The organism is uncultured Granulicatella sp., from assembly GCF_963521425.1.
Lineage (GTDB): Bacteria > Bacillota > Bacilli > Lactobacillales > Aerococcaceae > Granulicatella.
Genome location: NZ_CAUQUN010000002.1, coordinates 48,843 through 68,715, shown reverse-complemented (window position 1 = coordinate 68,715; position 19,873 = coordinate 48,843). Strand labels below are relative to the sequence as shown.

The 19,873-nt window shown below is 32.3% G+C and carries 17 protein-coding genes; 3 read left to right on the top strand and 14 right to left on the bottom strand.

Annotation, left to right across the window (positions count from 1 at the left end; all coding sequences use genetic code 11):
• Positions 1–42 precede the first annotated feature (42 nt).
• The 12 genes from RWO76_RS01045 to RWO76_RS00990 form a co-directional block, all read right to left on the bottom strand.
• Positions 43–2,400: an endonuclease MutS2 gene (locus tag RWO76_RS01045; protein ID WP_314353726.1), complete on the bottom strand. Its 2,358-nt coding sequence runs from the start codon at positions 2,398–2,400 to the stop codon at positions 43–45.
• Positions 2,401–2,501: 101 nt separating this feature from the next.
• On the bottom strand, positions 2,502–3,038 hold the full coding sequence (locus RWO76_RS01040; RefSeq protein ID WP_314353725.1) for a CvpA family protein: 537 nt from the start codon (positions 3,036–3,038) through the stop codon (positions 2,502–2,504).
• Between the two features lie 7 nt (positions 3,039–3,045).
• Entirely contained in the window at positions 3,046–3,405 is a 360-nt protein-coding gene (zapA, locus tag RWO76_RS01035; RefSeq protein WP_314353724.1) for a cell division protein ZapA, read from the bottom strand.
• Between the two features lie 117 nt (positions 3,406–3,522).
• Positions 3,523–5,244 carry a septation ring formation regulator EzrA gene (locus RWO76_RS01030; RefSeq protein ID WP_314353722.1) on the bottom strand — a complete coding sequence of 574 codons (1,722 nt, stop codon included), beginning with the start codon at positions 5,242–5,244 and terminating at the stop codon, positions 3,523–3,525.
• Between the two features lie 158 nt (positions 5,245–5,402).
• Positions 5,403–6,812, bottom strand: a complete 1,410-nt coding sequence (gene pepV / locus RWO76_RS01025) for a dipeptidase PepV (RefSeq protein ID WP_314353720.1) — start codon at positions 6,810–6,812, stop codon at positions 5,403–5,405.
• 115 nt (positions 6,813–6,927) lie between these two features.
• Complete coding sequence (locus RWO76_RS01020; protein ID WP_314353718.1) at positions 6,928–7,659, bottom strand: pseudouridine synthase; 732 nt, start codon at positions 7,657–7,659, stop codon at positions 6,928–6,930.
• 5 nt (positions 7,660–7,664) lie between these two features.
• Positions 7,665–9,341, bottom strand: a complete 1,677-nt coding sequence (locus RWO76_RS01015) for a polysaccharide biosynthesis protein (RefSeq protein ID WP_314353716.1) — start codon at positions 9,339–9,341, stop codon at positions 7,665–7,667.
• A gap of 433 nt (positions 9,342–9,774) precedes the next feature.
• Positions 9,775–10,410 (bottom strand): response regulator transcription factor, encoded by a 636-nt coding sequence (locus RWO76_RS01010; protein WP_314353714.1) that lies wholly within the window; start codon positions 10,408–10,410, stop codon positions 9,775–9,777.
• A gap of 4 nt (positions 10,411–10,414) precedes the next feature.
• Positions 10,415–11,470 (bottom strand): sensor histidine kinase, encoded by a 1,056-nt coding sequence (locus RWO76_RS01005; protein WP_314353712.1) that lies wholly within the window; start codon positions 11,468–11,470, stop codon positions 10,415–10,417.
• Positions 11,467–12,201, bottom strand: coding sequence for a cell wall-active antibiotics response protein LiaF (liaF, locus tag RWO76_RS01000; RefSeq protein ID WP_314353711.1), 735 nt, complete (start codon positions 12,199–12,201; stop codon positions 11,467–11,469). The genes RWO76_RS01005 and liaF overlap by 4 nt, the downstream gene beginning before the upstream one ends.
• A 166-nt stretch (positions 12,202–12,367) precedes the next feature.
• A complete protein-coding gene (locus RWO76_RS00995) occupies positions 12,368–14,677 on the bottom strand; it encodes a DNA translocase FtsK (RefSeq protein ID WP_314353778.1) in 2,310 nt (769 codons plus the stop codon).
• Positions 14,678–14,738: 61 nt separating this feature from the next.
• The gene (locus tag RWO76_RS00990) at positions 14,739–15,038 is read right to left on the bottom strand and encodes a DUF1033 family protein (protein ID WP_314353710.1); all 300 of its coding nucleotides are present in this window, start codon (positions 15,036–15,038) and stop codon (positions 14,739–14,741) included.
• A gap of 108 nt (positions 15,039–15,146) precedes the next feature.
• Here RWO76_RS00990 and RWO76_RS00985 point away from each other — a divergent pair, with 108 nt between their 5' ends.
• On the top strand, positions 15,147–15,428 hold the full coding sequence (locus RWO76_RS00985) for an acylphosphatase (protein WP_314353709.1): 282 nt from the start codon (positions 15,147–15,149) through the stop codon (positions 15,426–15,428).
• 106 nt (positions 15,429–15,534) lie between these two features.
• Positions 15,535–16,479 carry a membrane protein insertase YidC gene (yidC, locus tag RWO76_RS00980; protein ID WP_314353708.1) on the top strand — a complete coding sequence of 315 codons (945 nt, stop codon included), beginning with the start codon at positions 15,535–15,537 and terminating at the stop codon, positions 16,477–16,479.
• A gap of 239 nt (positions 16,480–16,718) precedes the next feature.
• Here yidC and RWO76_RS00975 read toward each other — a convergent pair whose 3' ends face one another.
• On the bottom strand, positions 16,719–17,192 hold the full coding sequence (locus RWO76_RS00975; protein ID WP_314353707.1) for an S-ribosylhomocysteine lyase: 474 nt from the start codon (positions 17,190–17,192) through the stop codon (positions 16,719–16,721).
• A 153-nt stretch (positions 17,193–17,345) separates the two neighbouring features.
• On the opposite strand from RWO76_RS00975, the gene RWO76_RS00970 reads away from it, so the two are divergent.
• Complete coding sequence (locus tag RWO76_RS00970) at positions 17,346–18,434, top strand: endonuclease/exonuclease/phosphatase family protein (protein WP_314353705.1); 1,089 nt, start codon at positions 17,346–17,348, stop codon at positions 18,432–18,434.
• 124 nt (positions 18,435–18,558) lie between these two features.
• On the opposite strand, the gene RWO76_RS00965 is transcribed toward RWO76_RS00970, so the two are convergent.
• Entirely contained in the window at positions 18,559–19,815 is a 1,257-nt protein-coding gene (locus RWO76_RS00965; RefSeq protein WP_314353704.1) for a hypothetical protein, read from the bottom strand.
• Positions 19,816–19,873: the final 58 nt, after the last annotated feature.

Here is a 19,873-nt window from a genome sequence, read left to right as displayed (position 1 = left end):
TTGCTGGCGTCCTTTGCTACATCAGAAAAGCCAATTTCTAGTCTATTTAAATAAAACTACTGTAGCTCCGTTTCCTCCCATATTCATTGGAGCAAATTCATAAGAAGCCACACTACGATGTTTCTTCAAAGTCTTATGAACCCCTTGTTGAATCGCACCAGTACCACGACCATGAATAATCGTAACACGAGGATATCCCGCTAATAAAGCTGCATCTAAGAACAATTCTAAATCCTTAATAGCTTCTTCATAACGTTTCCCACGTAGATCCAATTCCGTTGAAACATGACTTGAACGATGACTTTTCACAATCACTTGAGTTGGTTTACTTGGTTCTTCCTCAATACTAATCAAATCTTCAACAGGCAATTTCATCTTAATAATACCCATTTGAACAACCCATTCTTGCTCAGAAATTTTTTCAACTAATGTTCCTCTTTGTCCAAAACTTGCCACTTCTACACTTTGTCCTGGACGTAATGATTTCTTCGCTTTTTCACGTTTTAGTACTTTATTTTTCTTCAACGCTTGTTCATGTTTTAAATCCGTTAAAGCTGTTTTCTTCTCAATTAATTCGTGTTCTTTGACAACTGTTTCCTTACTTTTCAATTGCATTGCACGAATATCTGACAAGATTTTTTCTGCATCTTCTTGACTTTGAGATACTAATTCATTGGCTTTTTCTTTTGCTTGTTCAATGAGTCGAGCTTTATTTTCTTTGAAGTTTTCTGTTTCAAGCTTCAATGCTTCTAACAATTGCGAACTTTCTTTTAATTGCTGTTGAATCACCGATTTTTCTTGGTCTACAATGCGACGTTTTCTTTCTAAATCAGAAATCATTTCATTCAATTCTTGGCTTTCAACAGAAATAAATTGTCGTGCTTGTTCAATTACAACTTTTGGAAGTCCTAGTCTTGCTGAAATATCAAAGGCATTACTTCGTCCTGGAACTCCTAATAGGAATCGATACGTTGGTTGAAGTGTATCACTATCAAACTCCATACTGGCATTAATCGTTCCTACTCGATTATATCCATAGACTTTCAACTCAGGATAGTGAGTCGTTGCAATGACATAACTTTGTTTTGTCCCAATATAATCTAAAATCGCAATTGCGAGTGATGCTCCTTCTTGCGGATCCGTTCCTGAACCAATTTCATCCATTAATACTAAACTTTTTTCATCAATTTTATGTAAAATCGAAACGATATTTGACATATGAGATGAGAATGTACTCAAGTTTTGTTCAATTGATTGTTCATCTCCAATATCTGCAAAAATTTGCGTAAAGACACCTACACGACTATCTGGTAGTGCTGGGATATATAATCCCATTTGTGCCATTAACTGGATAATTCCAATAGTTTTTAAAAGAATGGTTTTACCACCTGTATTAGGTCCAGTAATGACAATGGACTGATACTCTTGCCCTAAAATAATGTCATTAGCAACCACTGATTTTGACGAAATAAGTGGATGTCTTGCTTGCCAAATCGCAACATGGTTCTCTTCATCAATAATTGGCTCATTTGCTTTTATTTGTTTGGCATACAATGCTTTTGCGTTTACGATATCTAAACGAGATAATACATAGTGATTTTGAGTCAGAGAAGGTGTGTGAGGCATTAATTGTTCTGATAATTCAAGTAAAATGCGCTCGACTTCTTTCTTTTCTTGTAATTGATAATCTCGTAATTTATTATTCAAGTTTACAATCGCTTGTGGTTCCATAAATAATGTTTGCCCTGTTGCACTTTGGTCATGCACAATTCCACCAAAGGTAGATTTATATTCTGCTTTAACAGGAACAACATAACGATCATTACGAATTGTAATTAAAGAGTCCGTTAAATATTTTGCATATTTTCCAGTGACATACGTATCCAATTGCCCTTTAATTTCTTGTTCGGTTCTAGAAATGCCTTGACGAATTCCTTTTAATGCGATGGAGGCATCATCTAATACATACCCATCTTCACGGATAGATAACTGTAATTGTTTCGAAATTTCAGGTAAATATTCTAATTTTTCCACTAATTGTGGTAATCGATCTAATGTAATCTCTTCTTCCTTCACTTTTTCAAAGAAAGTTGCCACTTGATTCGTTGTTTGTAATACTTTTAAGATTTCGCTTAATTCTCTTCCATTTAATCCTGCTTCTACTTCTAATCGTTTAATCGATACACTAATATCTTCTAATTTAGGAATGGGGATTCCTTGTTTTAATCGTAAAAGTGTCACTGCATCTCTTGTTTCTTCAATTTTATGGCGAATTTTTTTTGCATTCGTTTCAATTGGTAATTGAAGAATCATTGTTTTTGCTTTTTGAGTATTCGCAAATTCTTTTACAGCATGTCGTATTTTATGAAATTCTAAAATATCTTCAATTTTTTGATTCATGCTTTCTCCTCCTTTTAGACAGAAAAAAAGTGAAAAATAAATATTATTTTCCACTCTTATAGATTCTACTATTCTTTGTTGAATGGATTTCTAATCACAGATTATGAAAACAACCACATTTTAACAATTTCTGAAAATAATGGTGTATTAGTCACAATCCAATTCGCTAGAGTATGTCCTTCAAAAATCTTTTGTACTGAATCTGTAGGAATCATCGCTACTAAATATAATACAAAGAAAATCGCTACATAGTGGAAAACAAATCCTAAAATTGCTCCCCCTAATGCATTAAATTGTTTAATAATTGGTAATTTTGTCATTTCTTTAATCACTGTTGTAATTAAACGAACAATCGCCCAATTCACAACCATAATGACAATAAACGAGAATAAATAATAAAAAGATTGATCCATTTCTAATGCCTGTCCATCCGAAAAAATCGCTAAATGTGTTCCAGGAATATAAGATGGGAAAGGTACATACATTTCAATCATTTTAGAAAATGCTCGATAACCAAAAATAGAAATAAAAATAGAAATGATATAACCTACTAAATGAAGTAATTGTAAAGCTAACCCACGTCTAGCACCTGTATAAATTCCTAATAATAAAAATATGACAATTCCGATTGTTACCATTTACTACCTACTTTCTCCATAAATCTTCTTGTTCTGCAAATTGTTTTTCAAATTGTTCCTTACGTTCTAGAGCAATACTTTGACGTTTATTTCCTCTATGATGAGAAACATTTTTCTTCAATTGTTGATTTTCTTCTTCTAACATCATTAATTCTTCTTGTTTTTCTAATTGTAAACTCACTGCATTAATGGCTAATAAAATGGCCTTTTCTTCATTGGAACATTCTTTAGCAACTTCACTGAGTTCATTCCACTGTTCGTTTAATAATTTAATGACGCTATGCATATGCTGATGAGATTTTGTACCTAAAATGGTATAAGTCTTTCCAGCAATATTTGCACGATAACGCTGTTTCTTTTGAGACACAACTTTCATCCTTTCATTCGTTACCATATTGTTTTAAGTGTACCATTTTTTTTTCAAAAAAACACGTAAAATGGGATTGTAAAACAAAAAAGAAGCCTTACGGCTTCTTTTTTTAGTTTAGAAGAATAAACTGTTATTTTTTTCTGCTTGATAATTATCACGTACACGTTGAGCAGAACTAGGATCCACTTGATTCAATGCTTTTTCAATAATCGCTAATGATTCTTCATAACGATAGAAATGATTAAATTGCTCTAAAGCTTGTTGAATAGCTGTATCAATTTCTGGATGATCTAAACGATAACGGTTCGCATGTTGAATCATGTACTCTGTTAATTGAGCATGGTCGACAATTTCTTCTGTCATGATATCTAATTTTTCAACATCATCTTCAATAGTTTGATTTAATCCTGTAATTTCAGTCATATCTAATTTTACACGATTCATTAATTGAGATAATTGTTCGATACGAGAACTTGTTGCAAAGAACAATTCTAAATATTCTTTCGGTAAGCCTGGTAAATGATATTTTTCAATCGTACGTTTCATATTACGTAAATCTAATTCAAATACATCTAAGCCATCACGAATACTCTTTTCTTGTTGACTTAAATCAGTCAATGTATTTACTAATGTTAATTGATTTTCATCAATTTCTTTTAAAGTATTTAATACAATTTCATAATGTTCTTTCACAATAGAATAAGGAACTTGCTGATTTTGTAATGCTTTACTGTAGTATGCAACAGCTTCTTGTTCTTTTTCTAATTGTTTTGCAAAATCTTGCACACGATTAAACTCATTATTCGATAATACAAAGTTTTGAGATACACGATCCACTTCGATATTGACATAACGGTTGCTTTGTAATACTTGATTTAATTTTCTTTCTACTTGAGCACGATTTCTTTTAACAAATGCTTTAGCTTCAATTTCAGTTTCCATTACTGCATATAATTGATCAATTTCACGCGCAACTTTATCTAATTGTTGACGAGCATCTTCTAATTCAGTTGCTTTAATATGTTCTCTTGCAACAGCAATAATTTCTTCAATTTTTTGAATTTCAGTAGGAATAGAAATTTTAGGGAATTGATAGTGCTCTTCCACCATTTTTTGATAGCCTTCTTTTAAATCAGCTACTTGGTCTTCATATTCTTCTTCGATTTCCTTTAAGTATTTAGGAACTTCTTCCACAATTTGTTCGAAATCTTGCATTTCAGTTTCGATTCGTCCTAATACTTCTTTAGCTTCTAAGTGGTCACCTTCGTTCGTTAAAGTATTAAATTTTGTAAAATCTAATTCTAAATAAGATAAACGTTTTTCTAATGACTCTAACGCTTCACCAAATGAGAAACTATGTGCTAATAAATCTTTACGCATACTTGCATAACGTTCTTGTAACACTTCTAATTCTTCACGGTTTTTCTTTTCGCTATCTAATAATTTTTGTAATGCTGTATAAATTTTATCTACTTCAGCTTTAGTTTCTTCAATCAATTGACTAGCTTGATTTGAAATTTGAGAACCTTTAACAAAATTCAAACGTTGTGTATATTGTTCAGCACTTACTAATGCAGCTTCGATTTCTGGAAAACGGAAACGAGTGATTGTTTGCCAAGTTGCTTGCCAAGTTTCATACGTACGTTTTGTTTGTCCTGTTAAATTCAGATTTTTTAACGTGAATAAAATATCTGCAATTGGAACAGTCATTAATTTTTGTTTCTTTACTCCTAATTCTTCGATAACTTTACTTTGTTTTTGACTTAAGTAATGTGCTACTCCATAACCAATGGCCCCTACCACCACGATTATAAGTAAGAAATATAAAAATCCCATATCTCTTCCTCCAAAATTTATTTATCTACATATTAATTTACATACAGGACTAGTATATCACGTTTGTATGGTTTATAGCAAAATTTTTTTCGAAAAAAAAGGACCAAAATCCGCAATTTATAGCGAATATTTAGTCCTTAAAAAAGTTTTCTGATTTCTTATTTAATCAATTCATAAATTGCTTCAGCATAAATAGCTGCTGAACGGAATAAATCATCTAATGCGAAGAATTCATTTGCTTGGTGCATTGTATCAATTGAATCTGGGAATAAAGCACCATACGCTACTCCACGTTCAAAAATACGACCATAAGTTCCTCCACCAATTGATTGTTCGTGAGCTGGAAGTCCTGTTTGTTTTGCATATACATCTAATAATGTGGCTACTAATGGATCTTCTGGTGAAACATAGTGAGGTACTTGAGATTTACCAGCAGAAACAGTCAATCCATAGTTAGAAGACACTGCATTTGCTTTTGTTTCTAATGTTTTCGCATCAATTCCACGTGGGTAACGGAAGTTAACTACTAATTTTCCTCCTACTTCAGGAGAAAATGTTAAAATACCTGCATTTGCTGTTAATGGTCCCATTACTGAATCTTCAAATGCTACATTTAATTTTGCACCATCTGTATCTAGGTGAAGGACATCTGCAGCAAATGATAAGAAGTTTTTCTCTTGTCCTGTAAACTCATATTGATTTAAGAATGCTGCTAGATAGGTTGCTGCATTAATTCCTGCTTTAGGAGTTGAACCATGAGCTGATTTACCAACTACATCTAATACCACTACACCTTCTTGAACTTCAGCTGTTCCTTCAACTGGATTTGCTGCAATATAAGCATCAAATGCTGCAACAAATTCTGAAGAATTTGGAACGACTACTTCTGCGTGAGCATCTTGAGGTACCATATTTTCTCTTAATCCAGAATGGAATTTTCTCAATTGGAAGTGGCCTTTGCTTTCTCCTGCTGCTAACTCAAAATGTAGAGATAAAATTCCTTTTTCACCGTTAATAATTGGGAATTCTGCATCTGGTGAAAAACCAAAATCTGGCATTTCTTCAGTTTGGAAGTAACGATCCATACATTTCCAACCAGATTCTTCATCTGTACCAATAATGAAACGAACACGTTTTGATACTGGTAAGCCTAATTCTTTAATCATTTTTAGCGCATAATAAGCTGCCATACTTGGTCCTTTATCATCACTTGAACCACGAGCATAAATACGGTCATTCATAATTTGTGGTTCAAAAGGATCTGTTTCCCAACCTGTTCCAACAGGAACAACGTCCACGTGGCCTAAAACTCCTAACGTTTCTTTATAGTCAGGATTCGGAGCAAATTCAATATGACCTGCTAAATTTCCAACCATTTTTGTTGTAAATCCATCACGTTCCCCAATAGCTAAAAAGGCTTCTAAAGCTTTTTTAGGACCAGGGCCTACTGGTGCATCCTCACTTGCTTTTGAATCATCACGAACACTATCAATACGTAATAAATCAAATAAATCTTTTAATAAGTCTTCTTTACGACTTTCAACTTCTTTTTTCCAATCAATTGTCATATTATCGCTCCTTTACGAAATTCATTAGGTTTATCTTATCATTTTTCCATATAATTTGCTAGAAGAGATAACTAAAAAAGGAATAAGAAACATTCATTTCTTACTCCTCTATTCATTATAATTCTACATTAAAAATTTTTAAGGCTTCTAATTCTGAATCAGTTAAACTACGAAATTCTCCAAGTTTTAAGGTTTCATCTAAGTGTAATGGCCCCATACTGATTCGTTGTAAATCTACTACCGTTTTTTCGCAAGCTTTCACCATACGTTTCACTTGATGAAATTTACCTTCTTTTATTTTAATTTGGACAAGTGAAGTTAGATGACTTTCATCAACGGAAAGAATCTCTAAATGAGCTGGCATACATTCATAACCATCATCTAATGTAATTCCCTTTTCAAAAGAAACTTGATCCTCCTCAGTCATGATTCCTTTAATTTTAGCAACATAAGTTTTTTCCACATGTTTTTTGGGAGATAACATTGCATGACTTAAAGCTCCATTATTTGTTAATAATAGAAATCCATGCGTATCTATATCTAGTCTTCCTACAGGAAAGACTCCTCGTTTCTGTGCTAATTCACCAATTAAATTCAACACGGTCGCATGTTTCGTATCCTCTGTTGCTGAAATAACCCCTTTTGGCTTATTCATCACATAGTATAAATATTTTTCATAATAGATTCTTTCATTATCTAAATAGATTGCATCAAGTTTCTCATCAATTTGTACCTTACCATTAGTCACAATTTCTTGATTTTTTCGAACACGCTTTTGTTTTAAAATTAACTTTACTTGAGAACGTGTTGCAATTCCTGAATCAGCTAAAAACTTATCTAGTCTCACTAAACCTACTCCTTCATTTTTAGTTTTCTACGAATTGCAACAATTCTTTGCCCTAATATTTCATCTGCTAATCTTATATACAAGCTAATCAATGCATAAACAACTACTCCAACAAGTCCTACAATTGCTACAGCAATCATCGCAGTAAATTTACCATCAATATTCATAAATAGTTTTAATCCAAATAATGTTATAGAACTAACAACCGTCATAATGAGTGAAATAATAATTACTTTGACTAATTGAATTCCAACCTTTTTCAAATTAAATAAAGTTTGATGGTACAAATGATATCCCATATAAATCGTTGAAAAAAGAAATGCAATACTTGTTGCCCATAATGGTCCAGCACCCTCAAAGAAATAAATCATCATTGGTTGCCATAATAACTTAATAACTAATGCAATCACTAAAGCTTTTATCGCGATCACATGCTGTTGCATTGATTGTTGAATAGATGTAAAGACCGTAAAAGCTCCCATAAAAATACACAATATACACGAAACTTTTAACAAATATGTTCCATCAATACTTGGAGAATAAAATACATTATAAATAGGTTCAGCAACAACTGCCATTCCTAAAGATGCGGGTATCATAATAAATGAGTATAACCCAATATTCTCTTCTACAACTTTTTTTACCTCTTGATGATTTTTAACAGAATAATGTGAAGCCAATAAAGGTAAAGCTGCAGTCGCTATACTGATTGCCAAAGATACAATAATCATAATAATTTTATTGGCATTAAAACCAAATATTGTTAACAATTCCTTACTTTGATCAAAATTTAATTGTGTTAGCGTCATTGCCAATGGCTGAAATGTTTCTTGATCTATAATACTTATAATTTGAATACTAGAAGTTACAATCACAAAAGGAAGTGCTTCCCTCATAACTTCTTGCACAATTCTACCAAAACTCATTTGGCGGGCGGGACGACCTTCAGTCATAAGTTGCTTCATTCCAGGCATATCTTTCCACATTTTATATCCTAAGTAAGCAAATGCAACGACTGCTCCTACAAAAGCAGCAAAAGTTGAATGAGCAACCGCTACAGCATAACTTCCACCGAATAATTTCATGACAATAAATGTTAAAACAAGCATATAAATAATACGAACTACTTGTTCCCATAATTGTGATTTAGCAGAAGGTGCCATATCACTATATCCTTGATAATATCCTCTTAATAAACTTAATGGTGGAATTATCATAACTGCTGGAACTAAGGAACGAATCACTAATATACTATCTTGAATTTCTTGAGATGATGCTCCTTTAGCAAAATAAGGTGCTGTTACATACATGGCAATTGCACTAAGAATTCCCATTATCGTCATGAATAACATTCCACCTTTAAAAATTTTCCAACTTGTTGCATAATCTCTTCTTGATTGATTATCAGCTACAATCTTTGAAATAGCTAGTGGAATTCCGGCTGTTGAAATTTGTAATACTAACGCATAAATATTGTATGCAATGAAATATAAGAAGTTCGCATCATCCCTTTGAGTTGCAAACATCGCTCCCCATGGAATAATATATAAAGCTCCTAATAATCTAGATACCATACTACCGATGGTTAACCAAGAAGAACTTTCTAATAATACTTCTGTTGATTCTTTTTGCATACGGATTTTATCGCTTAATCCAATTGATTTTTTATTATTCCGTATCATAATATCCTACTTTCATGAAAAGTTTTTCTAATCCTAAGCGTACAATATTTTTCAAGCATTGTAAAATAAAAAATAAAATGACTGTTTCAGATTTTTCTACTGAAACAGTCACTCATTCACTTTAATTTACTCTCTCTATATATGTCAGCACAAAAGACTTTTCATAGTAGTATTAGGCATGAGATTCGCTTTGCAAGGCTGCTACTGTCCATTACCACTATAAATTAGAAAAGTCATTCTCTTTTACGTTCTCTAATATTTACATGACACATTCAAAGACTTTTCATAGTAGTATAGGTGATAAAAGCCAAGGGTGGCTTTTATCACTGGAAAATTTGAGAACCTAGGCTCAAATTTTAGGCATGAGATTCGCTTTGCGAAGCTGCTGCCGTCCATTACTACTATAAATTAGAAAAGTCATTATAAATAACAATCAAGGCTGAACCAAATGATGCTTAAATGCATAAATCGTTGCTTGTGTACGGTCTTCAACTTGCAATTTCGATAAAATATTCGAAACATGCGTTTTTACCGTTTTTAAAGTAATAAAACATTCGTCCGCAATTTCTTGGTTCGATTTTCCTTGAGCAATTAATAATAGCACTTCTTTTTCGCGGCTTGTTAATTCTTCAAATAAACGAAATTCTTCTTCTACTTGATGACGATGTTCTAACTTCTCACTTACTTCTTTTTCGAATACTCCTTCTCCACGATAAGTATCACGAATCGCTTGCGCAATTTCAGAAGCAGACGAAGTTTTTAGTAAATAACTTTTTGCCCCAGCACTAATAGCTGGATAAACTTTTTCATCATCTATAAAGCTTGTCACAATAATAATTTTAGCTTCTTTCCATTTCGATAGAATTTCTTTCGTCGCTTCAATTCCATCCATCACAGGCATTACTAAATCCATTAAAATAATATCTGGTTTTAATTCTAGTGCTTTTTCAACACCGATTTTTCCATTCTCTGCTTGAGCTATTACTTCAATATCCTCTTGAACAGATAAATAGGCTGATACACCTAATCGAACCATTTCATGGTCATCTACTAATAGAACTTTAATCATTCAACTACTCCTTCTCCTGCTTTTGAGGAATTTTAATTTCAATAATCGTTCCTTGATTGGCAATACTAATAATTTTGCATTGTCCTCCCATTCCTGCAACACGTTCTTCAATATTTTTCAAACCATAACTACCTGCTTTTGAAACACTTGTATCAAATCCAATTCCATCATCAACTAGTTTCAAAATAATATAATCATCCTTTTGTTTTAAAAAGACTTCTAATTGTTTGGCTTTTGCATGTCGTAATGTATTTGAGACCAATTCTTGTACAATTCTAAAAAGATGATCTTCAAAAGTACTAGGAAGTGTCACTTCATCTAATTCCCAATGAAGCGATAATTGCACTTTTGTCGTTAATTCTTTTAATAAGCTTTCAATCCCTTGAACTAATGTTTTATTTTCAAGTGAAATCGGACGTAAGTGTAATAATAAAGCTCTCATTTCTGATTGAGAATCATTAATAACTTTCTCTACTAATGCTAATTGTTGCTGGATTACTGGAGATAATTGTTCTTTTTGCTCATTCATCGCAGAAAGCATCATCATCGCAGCAAATAATTGTTGACTCACCGAATCATGTAATTCTCGAGCAATACGATGTCTTTCCAATTCAATAATTTCTTCCTTCGTTTCTTCACCAATATATTCTGGTCTAGAAGAAATCTGTTGAAGATTTTGAACCAGTTGTTCCTCCATTTCTGCTATTTTAGCAGTTTCTTGGAAAAATGTATCCAATCGAATCATTAATAAAGGACGATACCAAATTTCATCGACCGATTTTTTTACATTTGAATATTGTTGATTTCTAATGGCTTCTAATTGATTGTACATAACAGAATCCGTTAATCGCTGTAAGAAAAATACAATACTTGCTGCCATAAAAGTAATAACAAATACAATTAATGTTACTACTAGAAATAATATAATTAATTGATTAGACGACAGTTTTTCAAATAACTCAATCCCAAATAAAGAATGAATAACATTTACACCAATTAGAAAAATACTGGAGACAAAGAGAAACACAACAAAACAGATTCGTAAAAACCACTTTCTCATGCTTCAATCACCTCAATTTCTCCTACAAGAACTGACGAGATAATGTTTATTTTTTTATGACTCGATTCAAAGCGTTCTGAATACATCGTAATCGTCTCATTTTTTAATTCTAACTGTTGTCCATCAAACTTTGCTTCACCAATAAATGCATTATGAGAAAGTTTCACGCCAACCCCAATAGGAACAATAACACGAATACGTCCAATGCCTTTTCGAATCATAATGGTATTTTGTTCATTTGGAAGAACCGTATTTCCTAAATCAATAATCGTGTCTCCCATTAAATGGCTAATATTAATATCATCCCATTCAAAAGTGTCTTTTCCAATTTTTTGAACTCCAATCCATTCCTGTCTTTGTGTTTCAAATCGGTCTGACGGTTCTTTTAGCTTAACGGAAACATATCTTTTTTTCTTCCAAATCCATTCACTATCATCTGAAAAGTATTTTTTAATTAATTTTCTACCATAAGAAAGACCATAAACAATTAAAATACTTCCTGCTAACCAAATTCCCCATGTAGAAAATACAGATAATAAAATCATTAATATTCCAAAGAAAAGTCCATTTGTGCGAATAAAACGATTTTTTAGTTGGACGGCAATTCCTACAAAAATAATTCCTAAAACAAATAAATACAGTAAGTGGTGATTCGTGAATAATTGAAATCCTGTTAAAAACATCCCAATGGCTATAATAAATAGTATTAAGATAAATCGATTCTTTCTCATTTCTACCCTTCTTTCTTTAGAGTAATTTCTCACTATAAAAGTAACACATTCCTTCTTTTCTGACCATCCATCCAAAGACTGATTTCAAAAAAATGCTAGGTTAGTGAACCTTTTCGTTAGTTTTTATTCTAACATTTCGGCATCACTTATCCTAGCATCTCATTTGTTACGTAGTTGGTGGATTTTGTGAGTCATTTTCATGGTCAAAAGCATCTACGTTTACTTTTCTTGGCTTACTTCCTTCTGAAGGCCCTACGTAACCTCTTGCTTCTAACTCTTCAATTAAACGAGCTGCACGATTGAATCCAATTTTAAATCTACGTTGAATATAAGAAGTACTAATCGTTTCTAATTCTCGAATCATTTCTAATACTTCATAAAATAAATCATCTTCAGGATCATCTGAACTTCCCTCTGGTGTTTCTGGAAGCATCATTGTCTCATCATATTCCACTTCTTGTTGTGTTTTTACAAATTCGACAATTCTTTCTACTTCTTCATCTGTTAAATAAGCTCCTTGCACACGAATCGGCTTATTCTCACCCATTGGAATGTATAACATATCTCCTCGACCAAGTAATTTTTCAGCACCACTTGAATCTATAATCGTACGAGAATCTGTACCACTGGATACTGCAAAAGCAATTCTTGAAGGAACATTTGCTTTAATAATTCCCGTAATTACATCAACGGATGGACGTTGCGTTGCTAAAATCATATGAATCCCCGCTGCACGAGCCATTTGTGCTAAACGAATAATCGCATCTTCAACTTCATTACTTGCAACCATCATTAAGTCTGCTAACTCATCCACAATAACCACAATATAAGGAAGTAAAGGATTCTCTTCGCCAGTCTCAGCATTATAAGATGCTACATGTGCATTGTAACCATCAATGTTTTTCATCCCCATTGCGGCAAACATTTCATAACGTTTTTCCATTTCAGTCACAACTTTTTTCAAAGCTTGAGCTGCTTTTCTAGGATTTGTTACAACAGGTGTTAATAAATGAGGAATACCATTATAACCATTTAATTCTACCATTTTAGGGTCAATCATCATTAATTTAACTTCATGTGGTTTTGTCTTCATTAAAATACTTGTAATAATTCCATTAATACAAACGGACTTACCACTACCAGTTGAACCAGCAATTAATAAGTGCGGCATTTTTGAAATATCACATAATCGAACATTTCCAGAAATATCTCTTCCTAATGGCACATCTAACGGTTTTGGTGATTGAAGTGCTGCTTGAATGACATCACTGAAAGCTACAAAACTTGTTTTACTATTTGGAACTTCGATTCCTACAAAAGGTTTCCCAGGAATCGGCGCTTCGATACGAATATCTTTTGCAGCAAGAGCTAAAGCGATATCGTCACTTAAATTCACAATTTTACTAACCTTTACTCCAATAGCAGGTTTAATTTCAAATTTTGTTACAGCAGGACCTACTAATGGATTTGGCATCACTTTTGCCTCTACTCCAAAACTTTCAAACGTTCTTTCTAAAATTTTTAGATTCTTCTCTACAATCATCTTCTCATCTGATTGATCTGAAGGTGGAATTGGATTTAATAACGTTAATGGTGGCAATTGGTAATCTGAATCATCAGTTCCTCCATTAATGACAAAGTCTTCTAAATCTTCTGTATCTTCCTCTACTTCTGTTAGTTCGATAAAAGGATTGAAAGAAGTTGGTTCTTCTCTTTTCGGTTGAACAAACTCTTCTTCTGCGACTGTTTTTGTAACAGGAGATGTTGTTACTTCTGGATAAATTTCTTCAAACTCATCCTCTTCTTCCTCTTCATCAAAAACAAAATTTTTCATCTTGTCTATTAAAGAAGCTTTCTTTTCTTTTACTTCTTTTGGTTTTGTTTCAATGACTTCTGGTTTAGTTTCACGAACTCGAGAATCCTTTTCCACTTTATTTTCTTCTAATTGATGTTGAATTTGAGCAGTCCAATTTCTTAATACTTCGAAAACATCTTTTAAATGAATTTCAAATGCCACAAATATAGCAATCATAAATAGTACGAAAATCGTCAAATAAGTTCCCCATTGAGAAACTAAAAAATAAGTAATGGTATAAAATAATGCCCCAATCATTCCGGAACCTAAATTTTGTTCGATAGCATTTGCTTTAAAATCAATCGCATACCGAGCCATCATTTCTTTAAATAACTGACCGCCTTCTTGAACATAACTACTAAAACTTGCTACTTCTACCCAAAGAAAACTTGCTATTATTAGACTAGTAGCAACTCCAATCCATTTTTTTGGAATAGATTGAATTCTCCCACGGAATAGAACGCCTATTGAAGCAAGTATGCCTAAAATTCCTGCATATATAAATAAATCCCCTACAAAAAAACGAATACTATTGGCAAAAAATCGTCCTAAAAATCCTAATTTAAAAATGGCTAAAAATTGAATTAGAATCAATATCGCCATCACAATTTCGATTGACATTGTAGACTCAGTTTTCTTTTTGGTAGATTTTCTTTTTCTCTTTTGTTCTTGCTTAGCCACTTTACTCTCCTTCTGAATATAATTTTCCTTCTGGTGTTAAAATTAGTACTCCATAATAGATTTGCAAACAATCCTCACAGGACTCACAATATTCACATTCATTTTCATCCCAAAATGCGCAAGAAAAATGTTTCTCACGTTTCTTTTGATATTTAGCTGTATATGTTTCTACTAATTGTTGATAAAGTTCTTTTGCTTCTTCTAGAGTGGAACAAGATTCTTCTAAAACAATCATCTTTTTCCAGTCTTCCATCATCCACCAAGGTTCATCGACCCCTTTTGTTTGGATAACACAATACATATCTATCACCTCTCTTAAACAGTATACCAGACTTTTTCAAAACTTGTTATCTTCATCCATTGAAAATTCATATATTTTTGTTAGGATAGTAAAAAAGGAGGAATTCAAATGATTACTTTACGTCTAAGAGTCTGGGGTCTCGTTCAAGGAGTTGGCTTTCGTTTTTATACAAAACGATTAGCAGACCAATTACAGATAAACGGAATGGTAAAAAATAAAATCGATGCTTCCGTTGAAATTATTGTCCAAGATACTCCGGAGAGAGCCTATGCTTTTGTAGACCGAGTAAAAACCTCTCCCCCATCACCGTATGCAAAAATTCGAACCTCAACATTAGAAATTATTGAAAACGAACCGTTTTATAAAGGATTTTCAATCTATTATGAATGATAAAAATGAAAGAGAGAGAGCCACATGCGACTGATTTTATTGCTATTCTATTCAATATAAAGTAAAATGATTGTGTTTAACAGAAAAAAATAAAGGAATGTGATTCATGAAATTAACAAAAAAAGTTCAATTGGCAGCTCTATCGAGCTTACTTGTACTATTTCTATCTGGATGTGTACAAATCGACAAAGCTACTAATCAACCGTATGGAATTGTGTATGATTATTTAGCAGTTCCAACTCAAACCATTTTAAACTGGATTGCTTCAGCAATCGGTGGAAACTATGTCATTTCCATTATGATTGTTTCAATTGTTGTTCGTATTATTTTAATGCCTACTATGTTTAAACAAATGAAAACAATGTTAATGAACCAAGAAAAAATGGCATTATTAAAACCATATATTGATAAAATGAACGAACGTTATGGAGATAACCCTACACCAGAACAACGTATGGAAGTTCAACAATATACAATGGATATTTATCGTTTGAATAATGTTTCATTAACAGGTGGGCTTGCTTCTGGATGTCTTCCAGTATTAGTTACAATGCCAGTCTATAGTGCTTTATATAATGCGATTTTATACTCTCCAGAAATTTCAAATAGTTCATTTATGGGAGTTTCATTAGGTAGTACGTATTTACCAATTGCGATTGCTACTGCTGTTATCTATTTAATTCAAGGATATATTAGCCAATTATATATGGATGAAACGCAAAAGGCTCAAGCTAAAGCTACGCTATATATGATGCCTGTCATGATGTTAATGTTCACGGTTGGTACGGCTGCAGGGATTGGGATTTACTTCTTCACTTCTGGATTAACAGCTATTTTACAAACATGGATTCAAAACCAATTCATTCGTCCAAAAGTAAAAGCTGAAATCGATGCTGAATTAGAAGCTCAAGGAAATTCTGTTATCTTACCAGATACAAATAATACTGTTAAGAATACAAATAATGCAGCTGCCGCACCTACTCAACAAACATTTGCGCAAAGAAACCGCACTTCAACAGGAAAAAACAGCGGGAAACAAAATAGAAAATAACTACTATAAATTAATAAAGACCTTTATGAAGTTGCTAAGGATGCCAGCAACCCCTTCGGGTTTCATGGCTAAATTTTGAGCCTGTAGTCTCAAAATTTCCTGTAATATAAGCTTGAAAAGCTTATATTACTCAAGCTACTTCATAAAGGTCTTTTTCTCATTAAATTTCTAGCCTCTAACTATTAAAAAACGTGAAGTTAGAAGTTTCCTTCCTTACTTCACGACAATGGTTCCGTCAATTAAATAACTTTTCTTTCGAATGGGTCGATGCTGATTCCTTGTTCTAATACTTGTTTTGCGTATTCTTTTGCTCCGAACAATGAATGATCCTTGTAGTTTCCACATTGAACAGCTGAAATTCCTTGAATATCTTCAAAACGAATTTCATTAACAATTTGTTCTAATGTAGCTTTTAGCGCAACTGCAATTGTTTCTGCACTTGGTGTTCCCCATGTAATTAAATGAAATCCAGTACGACATCCAAATGGAGAAATATCAATAATTCCATCTACTCTATCTCTTAATAAATCCGCTAATAAATGTTCAAATGTATGAATCACACCTGTTGGCATTTCTTGCTTATTGGGTTGTAAAAAGCGAATATCGAAATTCGTAATACGATCTCCTTTTTCTCCAACTTCTTCTGTAATTTTACGCACATAAGGTGCAATCACTTTATTATGATCTAATGTGAAGCTTTCTACTTCTGCCATAACAAAACCTCCTAGTAATCTTTATAACAGAGCCACTATACACCAAAATAGAAAGCACTGTCAATGAAATGAAATTCATCCCTTTATGTAGTTTTCAAGTATCGTGTTATAATAATAGGTAAAGAAATTTATTGATTGTCAAAGGAATTTATTATGAAAAGAAAAACATCATTTAAACGAAAACTGTTTTATTTTTTAAGTCCTCTTATTATTCTTATCAGTCTGATTATTGGCTATTTTATTTATGGTTATACTGCTTATTATCGCTTAGAAGATAATCTGCCTTTATCCGTTACAAGCCATACAGACCAATCTCTCAACACTGGAAAAGATTACACCATCTCCTCTTTTAATATCGGATATGGAGCTTACCCTCAAGACTATAGCTTCTTTATGGATGGTGGCAAATATTCAAGAGCTTATAATCGACAAACCGTATTAGACAATATGCAAGGAATCCAAAATGCGATTCAGACGATTCAACCAGATATTGCTCTATTCCAGGAAATAGACACGGATGGAGATCGTTCCCAACATGTTGATGAAGTGGAATTTATAACTCAAGCTTTTGAAAAACAAAATTGGGTATTTGGACAAAACTATGATTCACCTTATTTATTTTATCCAATATTAGATCCTATTGGGAAAGCAACTTCTGGGCTCCTAACAATGTCAAAATACACAATTCAATCTAGTCAACGATATAGTTTACCAATTGAAACGAATTTTAATAAATTTTTCGATTTAGACCGGGCTTTTACAGTTAGTTACTTACCAGTTTCAAATCAGAAACAATTGGCTTTAATCAATATTCACTTATCTGCTTATACAAAAGACCCAACAATTGGAAAAAGCCAATTAGAAAAACTATTCCACTATATGGAAAGTGAATATGAAAAAGGAAACTATGTCATTGTCGGTGGTGACTTTAATCATGATATTTTACTTGGAAAAAGTCCGGAAGTCTTCCAAACATCCGATGAACCACAAACTTGGACTCATCCATTCCCAGTAGAAAATCTTTCGAAACATTTTACATTAGCCACTCAAGGATTAGCAGAACAAAAAATTCCTTCAGCTCGCGCATTAGATGAAGGCTACCAAAAAGGAAAAACATTCGTGACATTAGTCGATGGATTCATTATTTCAGACAATGTACAATTCAATCATGTCCAAGCACATGACTTTGAGTTCAAACATTCCGATCACAACCCAGTTTCAATGAGTTTTAGATTGAGATAGAAAAAAGACTTTTTGCAAATGCAAAAAGTCTTTTTTAACGAATATTTTTATGTGTCATCTCATTAAGGAATCACAACCCAAGTTGCAACAGTTCTAGAAAAGCTATTATATATAACACTAGTAATTAATCCTTTTGTTCTTGATAAGCTTTAAATCCTTCTGTTGAAAGTTGCGCTTTTAATCCTTCTAAATCCTTTGTTCCAAACCCTGTAATTTTAGTAGCTGTATCAAGATCTAAACTACCATTACTTAAAAGAAATACTGAATAACCATAGTATTTATAGGTAACTGTTTTAGAGTTTCCACTTCCATTTGTTGTAATTTTATAAATTGTCACAAAAGAAATACTATTACTATTCTTTATCTTCATATAATTTCCTTGTGGTTCAATTGTATAAGAACTATACTCATCATTTTTATATTCAGATTTGACATAATCATCATTTTTCTTTGATAAGTCTCCAAAATTTTTGATATCTTTAATTTCTTTTAAACCAGAAACAGTTAATTCAACCGTATTATTATCAATCTTTTTACCACTAGATTTTAAAGAGTTAGCATAATTATCATTAACGTATAATATCACTTTATCTCCATTTTTTAAGTTAAATAATTTTTCCTTATTTGATACTTGGAAATAATTTTGATTATTTTTCTTATCATCAATTGAAATAGTACCATATCCATTAAATCCTATAAAACTAACATTTGTTTCTTTTAACAAATCTTCAGCTGATACTTTTTCATATTCTTTTAAATTTTGAACCTTGAATTTTTTCTTTTCAGCCTTTACAGGAGCATGTTTTGAAGTTGTCGTTACTAAAAATGTAACTTCTTCACCATTCTTTAATCCACTAAGAACATCAAATTCAAAACGAACACTCTTGATTAAATTCTCAGCAGTAACTAATTTAAATGATGATTTTTTATCTAATGAAACAGTTGAATATACTACAGGATCGTGTTGAGCTAAAGCTTTAGCATCACTTTTATTAAATCCAGCTTTTCTATAAGCTAATTCTGCTACTAACTCCGCAATATCATCAGAATTATAACTTAATTTACCTGACTCATCATAACCGGAAAACTCTACTTTTACTTCATTTACAATACTTTTTGGTTGAGAATCTAAATAATTAAAAATAAACAACGATACAATTGCTAGTACAATGATTGTGGCTAATGCAATTACTTTCTTTTTATGAGTTTGATAAAATAATTGTAATTTGTTTGAAAGTTCTTTAACGCTATCATTGTTTGGTAATTTTTCCTCCCGTTTCTCACTATCAACAACTTTTTCGTCCGTTAAAGTTTCTTCATGAACAAGTTTTTCATCTGTCAAAGCATCCTCATTCACAACATTCTTTTCTTCTTCCGTCATAAGAAATCTCCTTTTCCATTTTTATTATAGATGAGTATTTTAATAAACTTGTATGACT